The 12,733-nt window shown below is 66.4% G+C and carries 2 protein-coding genes and 2 pseudogenes; 3 read left to right on the forward strand and 1 reads right to left on the reverse strand.

All coding sequences use genetic code 11. From position 1 onward, the window contains the following. Positions 1–441: 441 nt before the first annotated feature. The 3 genes and pseudogenes from IIE03_RS26560 to IIE03_RS01450 all read left to right on the forward strand — a co-directional run bounded on the left by IIE03_RS26560 (position 442) and on the right by IIE03_RS01450 (position 11,935). Positions 442–3,336, forward strand: a complete 2,895-nt coding sequence (locus IIE03_RS26560) for a LamG domain-containing protein (protein ID WP_192860945.1) — start codon at positions 442–444, stop codon at positions 3,334–3,336. Between the two features lie 590 nt (positions 3,337–3,926). Then, positions 3,927–10,091, forward strand: coding sequence for an RHS repeat domain-containing protein (locus tag IIE03_RS26565; protein ID WP_192860946.1), 6,165 nt, complete (start codon positions 3,927–3,929; stop codon positions 10,089–10,091). Between the two features lie 711 nt (positions 10,092–10,802). After that, positions 10,803–11,935: pseudogene (locus tag IIE03_RS01450) on the forward strand (IS701 family transposase). 187 nt (positions 11,936–12,122) lie between these two features. Here IIE03_RS01450 and IIE03_RS01455 read toward each other — a convergent pair. Continuing rightward, positions 12,123–12,733: pseudogene (locus IIE03_RS01455) on the reverse strand (IS5 family transposase); the annotation flags it as partial.

Raw genomic sequence — 12,733 nt, forward strand, 5'->3', positions numbered from 1 at the left:
CCTATCAGTAAATATTGTGGCTCGAAGTTCTCCTGAACATGGCATGATCCGGCGCGTTCTTGTTCTCGTCGGGCGGGAGGCCGTGTCATGCAAGTGCGTCGGATGCGCCGTTCTTCGGGAGGCGTCCGACGTCGGGCGCTTCCTGCCGGGCTTGCCGTGCTGGCGCTCACTGCAGGGTTGGGGCTTCTGGCCACGCCTGCGGTCGCCGACGACGTCGTTCCCGCGGATGAGCCGGTCGAGTGCGTCGATCTGGTGACGGATCCGGCCGTGGACCCGGTGCACGTGGCGGTTGCGTGCGGTCACGAGGTGGAGATCGCCACGTTCAGGACGCCCTGGGACTCGTACTTCGTCCGCCCGAATGGGACCTATCGGTGGGAATCGTCGCTTGAGGCTTCCAGGACCCGGGTCGCCGGCGCGTGGCAGCCTGCGTCAGGAGCGCTGGTGCCGGATCCGGAGGATCCGGCCGGGCTTTCTGCTGCCGCCGGCGTCTACGACATCGACATCCGTGCGGCCCAGCCCGGGGAGCCGTTCGCGGTTCTGTCGGACGCGGCCGGCGTCGCGGGCGATGTGGGCTGGGACAACGTTCCCGGTCAGGAGCCTGCTGTGCCCGCAGGCGAGCGAAGCCTGTCGGTGAGTCTGCCGGGTCTGCCCTTCGTGATCGGCGAACCAGTAGTGGATGGTCAGGACGCTACGCGCGCGACCATGCCGCTGATCGACCCGGCCTCGAGCCAGGAGGTGCCGGGCGTGCGGGTGGTCGTGACCGTCGATGGAGACGGAACGGGCCTGCTGCCAGTGCTGCAGATCGACGATGCGGAGGCATACCAGCGGCTGGACGACGCCTCGGGCGGCGCCGGAGTCTCGTTCGAGATGGCCGCGTCGGACGACCTGCGGATCGAGTCGCCGGATCCGGTCGACACCGGTGACGGACAGATCGTGCCGGTCGCCGAGTTCGACGTGGTCGATCCGGCCGCTGGTGACAGCGAAGCAGGCGTGAAGATCTTCTCCGGCGGGCGTGCTCAGCAGTGGGATTCCTCGGCGGGCCAGCCGGAGCCCGTGACAGAGGGCTCGGCCGCTGCCTCGGCGCTCACGGTCGAAGCTGACGACGTCGAAACTGAGGGCGAGGAACCCACCGGGAATGTGGACCGGCTGGTCGCTCCGGTCGACGGTGACCTGGTCGCGGACATGGACGTGGAGATCGCTGCTGACGGAAGCACGGTGACCGCGACGGCCGCGCCGGAGATGTTCTCGGACCCGGACGCGACAGGACCGTTCCATGTCGACCCGTCGATCAAGGGCGGGCTGCACGAGTGGACGGCGGTACGTTCGGGCTGGCCGACGAGTTCGTCGTCCTACAAGTACAAAGGCTCCGAGGGCGTGGGCCTGTGTCCGACGACTGGGTATCCGGTGTGTGACCGGCACAGTATCTCGCGGCTGCTTTTCGAGTTCGATATGTCCGGTCTGCCGGACGGTGTCTCGGGTGGGCACGTGTCCAGCGCGAGCTTCTCCGCGGTGGGCAAGCACTCCTACACGTGCACGAAATACTCGGTGTCGCTTTATCGGACGGGCGCGAACGTGGTGTCGTCCTCGACGAACTGGAACTCGAAGGGTTCGTGGGCCTCGGACAAGAAGCTGTCCGAGCGGAAGGTGACCCACCGGGCGGGCTGTGCGGGCCAGTCCTACCGCGTGTCCTGGGGCGCGAAGGCGGCCGCGCAGGTGGTGGCGAACAACAACTGGAACTACCTGACCCTGGGTCTGCGTGCCAATGACGAGGGCAACCAGGTCAAGTGGCAGCGGTATGTGGCCAGTCAGCTGGATGACGGTACGTCGCGCAAGGCGACGTTCACGGTGACGTTCAACCGTCCGCCGATCATGCCCTCGACGGCGTCGATGCGCACGAAGGTGTCCTCGACGGGGGACGAGCTCGATTGTGCGACGTGGTCGGGGGATCCGACCGTGATGCGTACGCGTCGTCCGTACTTCCAGGCGCGGGGTACGGATCCGGATGGGGGCTCGCCGTGGAACCAGAAGGTTCAGGTGAAGTTCCGCGTGATCCCGCAGGGTAGTCACACGCCGCGCTGGGAGTCGGGCTGGACGAGCCTGAAGGCGAGCGGTTCGACCCACCGGGTGCAGGTTCCTTCGGGCAAGGCATTGGCGAGCAATACGGTCTACAAGTGGCACGCGCGGACGCGCGACTCGTCCGGCAAGACCTCCGCGTGGTCGGACACGACGTGCTGGATCCGCCCTGACGTGACCGGCCCGAATCCGCCGGACGTTTCCTCCTCGCAGTACCCGGGCTGGCCCGAGGGCGTGCACGGCGCGGTGGGGACGTCGGGGACGTTCACCTTCAAGGCGAACGGATCGAATGACCTGGCTGCGTACAAGTACTCGTTCAACGACGGCGAGAAGGCCGGCACGATCCCGACATCGGGGAGTACCGCGAAGTCAGTGTCGTTCGCTCCGAGCCGGCCGGGCTACAACGAGGTGGTCGTCCAGTCCAAGGACGAGGCCGGGATCTGGTCGGACGAGACCAAGTACGAATTCTGGGTCGCGTATCCGGCCCGGGACGGCTTGTGGCACATGGACGAGGGGACCGGAACCACCGCCGTCAACGAGGTGACGACTGCTCCGACTGCTGGCGATCTGACCTGGAGCTCCGGCGTGACGTGGGGAACGGGTGCGTGGCGAGAGACACTCGCGGACCCCAATGATCCGGGTGACCCGCGGTACGTGGGCGATCGGTCGCTCGTGTTCGACGGGACCGGCTTCGCCCGGTCCGAGGGGCCGGCCGTGGCGATCGACCAGTCGTACACGATCATGGCGTTCCTGAAGCCCGCGGATGACTTCTCCGGGGTGGGAGCGGCAGTCTCGCAGGAGGGCGAGAACCGGAGCGCGTTCCACCTGGGGTACACCAACAACGCGAACTGCAACACGGACGTCGATGAGGAGACCGGGTTGCAGGTGCCGTGCTGGGGCCTGTGGGTCAAGGACGCAGATGAGGTCAGCGCGGGGCATCAGGCCGCGCGGTCGGATGTTCCGGCTGTGGCGGGCCAGTGGGTGCACGTGGTCGGAATGTACGACGCCTCAGACCCAGCGAACCCGACACTGAGCGTGCGGGTCTGTGACCCGACCGACGCGCCGGCGACACCAGAGCCTGTGATGGTCCAGGTGGATCCGGTCATGTGGACGGCGCCGGGGCCGATGCGTCTCGGATCGGGAATCCGCGGGGGGACGCCGGAGTGGGTGTTCCGAGGGGCTGTCGATGATGTGCGGGTGTATCGCGAACTCGTCGACAACGAGCGACTGAACCGGATCTGCACGGGAGCGGAGACGGCATGATCCGGCGCGGGAACGAACGGGCGCACGAACAGAGGAACTCGCGGCGTTCTGGTCACGAACCGGGCGCGACGGCTGAAGGAGAAGCGCTGGTGAACATCAACCTGACGAGTCCCGGCTCCGATCGTCGAGCGTCGTCCGCCAGGTTGCCGTGGCGCAGCAGCGGCCGCGCTGCGGGCGTTGTCGCCGCTGGTGTCGCGCTCGCTGTGGCTTTTCCCGTTCTTCCCGCCGTCGCCGCACCTGATCCGAATCTTGCCGAGCGGCAGTCGTGGTCCCTGGAGGAGCGTGCCGAGCACGATCGCGAGTTCGCCGAGGACGCCATCGGCGAGATCGATCTGGGGCATCCCCTACCGTCCCAGGCAGATCGCGGGACCAGCGCCGTGGTGGATGTGCCTGAGCCGCGTCAACCCGAACACGCGACACCAGTACACGCGGCCGCCTCGACAATACGCGTGGCTCCAGCACGGGATCGTTCTTCGAGGACGACGGGCGACGGCACCGAGGTTGGCGGCCTGAGCGTCGGTGTGGAGGCCGTGAGCGATGATGCCGCGCGCGCCGCCGGCTTGAGGAACGCTGATCCCGCTTCGGGAGGTGTGGAAGTCGCGACGCTGGACGCCGAGCACGCGGCCGCGCTCGGCGTCGAGGCGGTTCTGACGGTCGGGGCTGGTCAGGGTACGCGGTCGGCGCACGGGCCGGCGCGAGTGAGCGTAGGCACCAGCGGGTTGGCCGGTGACGGTGGGGAGGCCGCCTCACGGCTGCGGCTGGTCGAGCTGCCGGCGTGTGCCCTGACGACGCCGGAGGATCCGGACTGCCAGACCTGGACCGATTTGCCTGAAACTGCCGGTGAGAGGCCCGACGACACAGTTACGGGTCTTATCGAGATCCCCGAGACGGCCGAGGCCGCGACCGCGCAGGACCCGAAGGCCGGGACCATGTCGCTGCGAGCCGCTGAGACATCCGTGTCCGAGCAGGCCGTGGTGCTGGCCGTGGCAGCGGGTGACAGCAGTGACCAGGGGGACTGGACGGCGACTTCGTTGTCGAGTGCGGCGTCCTGGGAGGCGTCGGGTTCGAGTGGTTCGTTCACGTGGTCGTACCCGATGCGCGCGCCGGACACCGCCGGTGGGCTGACACCCGAGGTGTCGCTCGAGTACGACTCGGGCTCTGTGGACGGGATGGTCGCCTCGGTCAACACGCAGACGTCCGAGGTCGGCGAGGGCTGGGAGCTGTCCGCGGGTGGCTACGTCGAGCGCAAGTTTGCCCCTTGCACGGACGATCAGGCCGCGGTGGGCGGTCAGGACCCGAACAACAAGACCCATGACTCGGGTGACCTGTGCTGGAAGAACGACAACGCGACTCTCGTGCTGGGCGGGGTGGCCTCGGACCTGATCAAGGACGAGAGCACCGGTGACTGGCACCTGGAGGCGGACGACAACACGAAGGTCGAGCACCTGACGGGCGGCTGGAACGACGACAACAACAAGGAGTACTGGAAGGTCACCACGACCGATGGCACCCAGTACTGGTTCGGGCGCGACAAGCGCGCCACGGACGACCCGATCTCCAACCTGTACTCGGCGTGGACAGTACCGGTGTTCGGCAACCATCCCGGTGAGCCGTGCTACAAGTCGGCCTCAGACGGCGGGTTTGCCGCGTCGTCGTGCCGTCAGGCGTGGCGGTGGAATCTGGACTACGTCGTCGACACGTCCGGGAACTCGATGACGTACCGGTACAGCCGGGAGTTGAACAACTACGGGCGGAACAACAACGAGACCGACGTCGTCAACGCGGACTACGTGCGCGGCGGATTCCTCCGTCAGATCGACTACGGCACGCGCGCGGACACATTGACCCAGTACCCGCAGGCGCGGATGGTCTTCAGCTATGCGGAGCGGTGCATCCCGACCAGCAGCTTCGATTGCGGCACCCTGAATTCCGAGACTCGGGATCATTGGCCGGACGTGCCCCAGAACCTCCTCTGTTCCACGACCGCGGACTCCTGCGCGAACCGGCTGGCACCCACGTTCTTCACGCGCAAGCGCCTGACGGGCGTGGAGACGCTGATCAAGCAGGCCGACAACAGCCTGCGGAGTGTCGACACGTGGGAGCTGACGCACTCGTTCCCCGATGCAGGTGATGGTCTGGACGCGCTGTGGTTGAACCGGGTCCAGCACACCGGTACCGGCACCAGCAACGCCGTCGCGCTGCCAACGACACAGTTCGGGTCGGTGCAGATGGACAACCGGGTCGCGGCAGGGCTGGACAGGTCGGCGATGTCGCGGATGCGGATCGGGGAGATCCGTACCGAGTCCGGCGCGATGATCTCGGTCGTGTACTCGGGTCCGGACTGCTCGTCGTCGGACACCCCATCGGCGCCGGAGACGAACAAGCGCCGGTGCATGCCGGTGTGGTGGACTCCCGAGGGTGCGGAGGATCCGATCCGCGAGTGGTTCCACAAGTACGTGGTCAAGCAGGTCACCGAGGACTCCCGCGATGGTGGGTCTGATCCCGTTGTCACTTCGTACAGTTATCCGGACGGCCCGAACCAGGCGGGCGCGGCGTGGCGATACGTCGACGACGAGATCACGCTCAAGAAGCATCGCACCTGGTCCGACTGGCGTGGTTACGCCACCGTGGACGAGTACACGGGCGACACCGTGAGCAACCCCGACATCACCAGGTTGCACACCCGCTACCGGTACTTCCGTGGCATGCATGGTGACCGGGAGAGCTCGTCCGGGGGAACGAAGTCGGTGCAGATCGACGGGATCAACGATCTGGACCAGTGGGCTGGCATGGTTCGTGAGGAGATCACCTACAACGGTTCGGCGGTCGTGGACCGGACGGTGAACACCCCCTGGCGATCGGCGGCGACCGCGACGTCGGCGGACGGTGACAACGCGTACTACACGGGTGTCAGGAAGACCCGGACCACGACCACAGCTCCGGACCGTGCGGCTGGAGATCTGATCAGTGAGGTGAACACGGCCTTCGACGCACTTGGTCGTGTCTGGACCGTCTCGGATCTGGGCGACACCAACGACGCCAGCGACGACAGGTGTACTCGAACCACGTACGTGCAGAACACCTCGAAGAACATCCTGGACACCGTCCGCCGTGAGGAGACCGTCGCAACGCCGTGCTCGGCCTCCGCATCGCGCCCGGCCGACGTGATTTCGGACAAGCGGTATGCCTATGACGGGGGCGAGGTCGGCGCTGCACCGACCATCGGTCGTGTGACAGCGTCGCAGGAGGTGAACGTCTACTCGAGTGGCTCGCCGTCGTACGTGAACGTGGAACGCACCACGTACGACAGCTTCGGACGCCCGACGTCCGTCAAGGACGCGCAGGACCGCGTGACAACGACGTCGTACACGACTGTGCAGAACCAGACCACGGGCACCACGGTCACGACTCCCGATCCCGATGGCTCTGGTCCGTTGGCGGCGCACAAGACTGTGACGGTTCTTGATCCGGCTTGGGGCGTGCCGACGAAGGTGACAGGTCCGGATGGACGGGTCACGGAGGGCTCCTATGACGCGCTCGGCCGACTGGCGCAGGTGTGGAAGCCCGGGCGAGTGAGAGGCGAGGACACGTCGTCGGTCAAGTACTGGTACGGCGTGCGCGACACCGGCGTGAACGCGGTGCGTACCCAGACCCTCACCTACGACGGGTCGGGCTACCGCACGAGTTTCACCATCTACGACGGGCTGCTGCGTGAGCGCCAGACCCAGGCGCCCTCGGCGTCGGACCTGGCCACGGGCCGGGTGATCACCGACACGACGTACGACACGCGCGGGCTTGCCACGCTGAACAACCATGCCTGGCACACGACCGGCGACCCTGCCTTCCAGCTCGTGACGACATCGGCGGCCGTGCCCGGGCGCACATTGACCGAGTACGACGGAGCCGGTCGTGTCACCCGGGAGCTCTTCCAGGTGGACGAGGACGCCGAGGACTACGACAACGGCACCTACGTTCTCAAGTGGGAGACTCGCACCCAGCATCGCGGGGACCGCACCCTGGTCACCCCGCCCGACGGCGGAACTCCGACCACCACGATCACCGACGCGCGGGGACAGACGAAGGTGGTCCGGCAGCACACCGGCGCCACGCCGTCTACAGGCTACGTCGCGACGACCTACACGTACGACGCGGCCGACCGGCTCACGGCTGCAGTGGACGACGCCGGAAACCGGTGGACGTACGAGTACGACCTGCGCGGCCGGCAGACGCGCACCACGGACCCCGACAAGGGCGAGAGCCGGACCGCCTACGACCTCCTCGGGCGTGTCACGACCACGACCGACGCACGCGGTCAGGTTCTCGGCTACACGTACGACGCGCTCGGCCGCAAGACCTCGATGCGTGAGGGCGGTACCAGCGGGACCGTGCGCGCCGAGTGGACGTACGACCTGCTCGCGGACGGCACCAGAGTGCCCGGCCAGCCGGCGTCCACTACCCGGTACATCGGCACGGGCACGGGAGCGTCGCAGATCGTCACGACCGTGGACGGGTACGAGATCCACGGCCAGCCCACCGCGACCACGACCACGATCCCGCAGGTCGTGAACGGCACAGATCTGGGAGAACTCGCTCGATCGTGGACGACGACGTATGGGTACACAGTCTCCGGGCTCCCCGAGACAGCAAACTACCAATTCGGTGGCGGTATCCCGTCCGAGACGTTGAAGACCTACTACGACGCGGCCGACCAGCCGCGCGCACTGGCCAGCGACCGCGGCGGCATCTACGTCGCGGAAGCGGACTACAAGCCCACCGGCGAACCCGCGCGCTTCTCGTTCGGGAACACCCACGCCTACGTGCAGGACTGGGACTACGAGTTCGGCACCAACCGTCTGAAGAAGTCGACCGTTGTGGCAGAGGATCCGTCCGGTGTGGCGGTGGATGTGCGGCGCGCGTCGTACACGTGGGATCACTCCGGTAACCTGACCAGCGTGTTCGACACCCCAGCAGCCAATCTCGGGGGCCGTCAGCACGACCGGCAGTGCTACGACTACGACGGCCTCGGCCGCTTGGTCGACGCATGGACGCCGGCCACTGCTGGCTGTGGCACCGCGCCCTCCTCGGGGATCCTGGGTGGTGCCGCCGCGTACTGGCATTCGTACTCCCACGACTCGGTGGGCAACCGCACCAGTGTGGTCGAGCACGCCGTCGGCTCCGGCACCAGTGCGACCAGCACATATGACTACCCGGCAGCGGGCGGCGCCGCGGGCACCCAACCGCATGGCGTCACGCAGGTCGAGCACACCGGCGCCCAGACCGGCACGAGCGCTTTCGAGTACGACGCTGCCGGCAACATGACCGGCCGTGAGTACGCCGGGGAGGCACTCCAGGAGCTGACCTGGGATGCCGAGGGCGAACTCGCAGCGGTCGCTGAGGACGCCAACGGCGATGGCGCGATCTCCACAGCGGAGCGTGACCATGCCGACGGCTATGTCTATGCCGCCGACGGGGAACGCATCCTACGGATGCAGGACGGCGCCACGACGCTGTACCTCGGTCACCAGGAGCTCACCCTCAATCGTGCGACGGGAACTGTTTCGGGCCAGCGTTACTACACGTTCGGAGGGATGACGATTGCCACGCGCACCGGCTACAACTTCGGCGACGTGGACACGATCATCTCCGACCAGCAGGGCACCGGGACGGTGCAGATCCCGAACGTGGACGGCCCCGGCCAGCGGGTCCACCGGTACACCGACCCCTACGGCAAGCCCCGTGGTCCCCAGGCATCTCAGCCCGGGGCAGGTGGTGGCGCGGACGGCGACTGGACTGGCGAACACGGCTTCCTCGACAAGCCCGTCGACGCCACCGGCCTGACCGCCATCGGGGCACGCATGTACGACCCGATCCTGGGCCGATTCATCTCCGTGGACCCGATCATGGACCTGACCGACCCGCAGCAGTGGAATGGCTACGCCTACAGCCACAACAACCCCACCACCTTCACCGACCCGACAGGTGAACTGCCGATCGGCGCCGGGCACGCGGGATACAACCCTCGAACGGACCCAAAGGGAAAGAAGTCGGACCCATGTGCCGGAGCGCGATCGTGTGTGAAAACGATCAAGGGGAATGGCGTGAATCCTCCGGTTCGCCAACGAGTCTGGATGGCGTCGCCTGCCCAGATTGCAACGCGCATCGCATATCGGCAGATGACTTCTTGGATGAACACGAGGGCCGCTCAGCACTACGTCCGAGTTGGACGGGAAAGTACGACCGAGCTCAACCAGACGATTCCGTTGGTACTCGATGCCATGAGGGCAAATTCTCAGAATCGACCTTCTGCTAGCCAATTCCATTTGCTTTGGAAGGCTCGTTCGGGAGGGAAGTCCTTCGGCGAGGTCGGCGCCGCGTTGCACGGGATGAACGAACGCTTTTGTGACCGGTGTGAGTGGGATGCAAAGGTACGCCTCGGTTCCGCGCTGGACGTTCACGACGAAGCAAGCTCGTGGCTAGCGGGGCCAGGCGGCTCGAAGATCAATTATGATGTGTATGGAAACGTTCAGTATGGCGCAATGATGAACATGTTCGGAGTTACGTCAGAGAATGCGCTGCTCGCTTCAAGAGGACCAGCTGCCGGGAATCCGGACCGGGCTGATGACACGGCGGTGCTCCTCGGGTACCAATTGCCTGAGACATATCCGAACGGAATGTCGATGCGTGAGTTTGAAACGTGGATCTCCGGTCCGGCTGTACTGAATGCGCTTGAGGGTGCTGGCAGGTACAAGCCATGAGGTACGCGGGAGCATGGGCTGCAATTAGTGCATTCGTGATCGCGCTATCCGGGTGTGGCTCGGTCCAAGATGCGGGCCCCGTACCCGTCCCGGGCGAATGGGAAACTAGCCTTCCTAACGGCGAACTCTCGACTATTGTGCTGGAGGAGGGGGGTACGGGCGCATTCACGAACATCCCCACTGAGTTCTTTAGTGAATGCCCTAGCGCGGCTGAGTCTGTATACGAGACTGACGCCAGCCTGGAGCTTTGGAGTGGCAGTGTTGAATGGCAGCAGGATGATATCGATCGGATCTCGATAGAGTCGAGTGTCGGGTCTGGTGTGTTGTGGTCAGACTATGACGGATTTGGAGGCGACATTTCTTGGAGGACGCTTACTGCCTCAGCATGCTCTCAATCCTTTGAAGGTCGTTTGATTCTCAGATATTCACGCAATATGCAAGATGGCACGGGATCTTGACTCGCTGGATGTTAAGTGAGATACAGAGTATAAGTGTTAGGTGCGTCTCCGCGATTTCCATTTCGAGGCCTCTGGCAAACTCTTCGGCCTGGTCGTGGTAGTTCTCAGCGATGCGTTGTCGTCGCTGCATATGCGGCGTTGCGGTCGCAGTGGCCGGGGCGATCGTCGGGGCGGTTCGGGATTCCGCCGGTGATCCTGAGGTGTATATCACTTAGTACTGCAACGGCACTTGTGGTAGTGGATCATGGTGGGTGTGGTGATGGATCTGGTGGCGGTGGAGCTTGATCGCTTGCATGGGCGGGTCGCGTCTCGGTTCGGGCGGTCGGAGCCGCGGGCTCGGGCTCGTCAGTACGTGTGCGGGCTGGTGGCGGGCTGGAGCGGAAGAACGGGTGGACGTTGGCCGAGCATGCCGGGGCAAGGAGTCCGGATGGCATGCAGCGGCTGCTGCGCCGCGCGGACTGGGACGTGGACGGGGTCCGTAACGACGTTCGGGACTACGTGGTCGAGCACCTGGGCACCTCGTCCGGGGTGCTGGTGGTGGACGAGACCGGGTTTCTGAAGAAAGGCATCCGGTCGGCCGGGGTGCAGCGGCAGTACTCCGGGACGGCCGGGCGCACGGAGAACTGTCAGATCGGCACGTTCCTGGCCTACGCCTGCTCTCGCGGGCATGCCTTGATCGATCGGGAGTTGTACCTGCCGGCGTCCTGGACCGATGACCCCGCCCGCTGCCGGGCAGCGGGGGTGCCGCCTGAGGTCGGGTTCGCGACCAAGCCCCGTCAGGCCATGGCGATGATCGGCCGCGCGATCGAGGCCGGGGTGCCGTTCGCGTGGGTGACTGCGGATGAGGCCTGCGGGCAGGTCAAGTACCTGCGAGCGTGGCTGGAAGAACGCGACGCCGCCTACGTGCTGGCGACCAAGCGCAACGACACGATGATCACCACCGGCGCCGGCGAGTCCCGCATCGAAGACCTCGTCGCCGGGCTCCCGGCCCGCGCGTGGCGGCGCCTGTCGGTCGGCGACGGCGCGCACGGCCCGCGTAAGTGCGACTGGGCGCGCATCCCGGTCCAGGTCGGCTGGCGGGCCGGGCGCGCGCACTGGGCCCTGGCCCGCCGCTCGGTCTCCGATCCGAGCGAGATCGCCTACTACGTGTGCTACGGGCCGCGCCGATCCACGCTGGCCGACCTGGCTCGAGTCGCAGGATCCCGCTGGCGGATCGAGGAATGCTTCCAGCAAGCCAAGAACGAAGCGGGCCTGGACCACTACCAGGCCCGCACCTACCGGGCCTGGTACGCCCACGTCACCCTGTCCATGCTCGCCCTGGCCTGGCTCACTGTCGTGAAAGCCCAGGCCACAAAGGGGGCCGCAGGCTCGGACGGGCAGACCTGATCGATCTCACGCTACCGGAGATCCGCCGCCTGCTGACCCACCTGCTCCTGCAACACACCCACCCGGCCGAGCACGTGCGGGCCTGGTCGACATGGCGCCGAAGACGCCAGCACCAAGCCCGCGCCAGCCACTACCGACGCCGCGGCCACCCACCACCACAAGTGCCGTTGCAGTATTAGACCTCGTTTCAGAATGACCGTCCTGGGAGTTTGCGCCAGCAGATGATGGCGCAGGCCAGGTGCATGAGTCCGTGGTGGAGGTCGGCGCGGACTTCGTAGCGGGTGCGGAGGCGTTTGAACTGGTGGAGCCAAGCGAAGCCGCGTTCGACGACCCAGCGTTTGGTGCCAGGTCCGGAGCCGTGCGCGACCCCGCGGCGGGCGATCTTGGGGGTGATGCCGCGGTCGCGCAGCAGGCGGCGGTACTTGTCGTAGTCGTAGCCGCGGTGGGCGTACAGGACCCGGGGCTTGCGCCGGGGCCTGCCGACCTTGCCCCGGATCGCGGGCAGGGAGTCGATCAGGGGTAGCAGCTGGGTGACGTCGTGGCGGTTCCCGCCGGCCATCCCGACCTGCAACGGTGTGCCGTTCGCGTCCACGATCAGGTGGTGCTTGGAGCCGGGACGTCCGCGGTCGACCGGGGAGGGGCCGACGTGGTCTCCCCTTTGAGCGCCCGCACGTGGGAGCCGTCGATGCTCATCTCCTCCAGGTCCAGCAGACCCTCGCGGCGCATCTGGGCCAGCACCGCCTCGTGCAGCTTCGGCCACACGCCGGCCTCGGTCCACTCCCGCAACCGCCGCCAGCA

The organism is Myceligenerans pegani, assembly GCF_014892515.1.
GTDB classification, from domain to species: Bacteria; Actinomycetota; Actinomycetes; order Actinomycetales; family Cellulomonadaceae; genus Myceligenerans; species Myceligenerans pegani.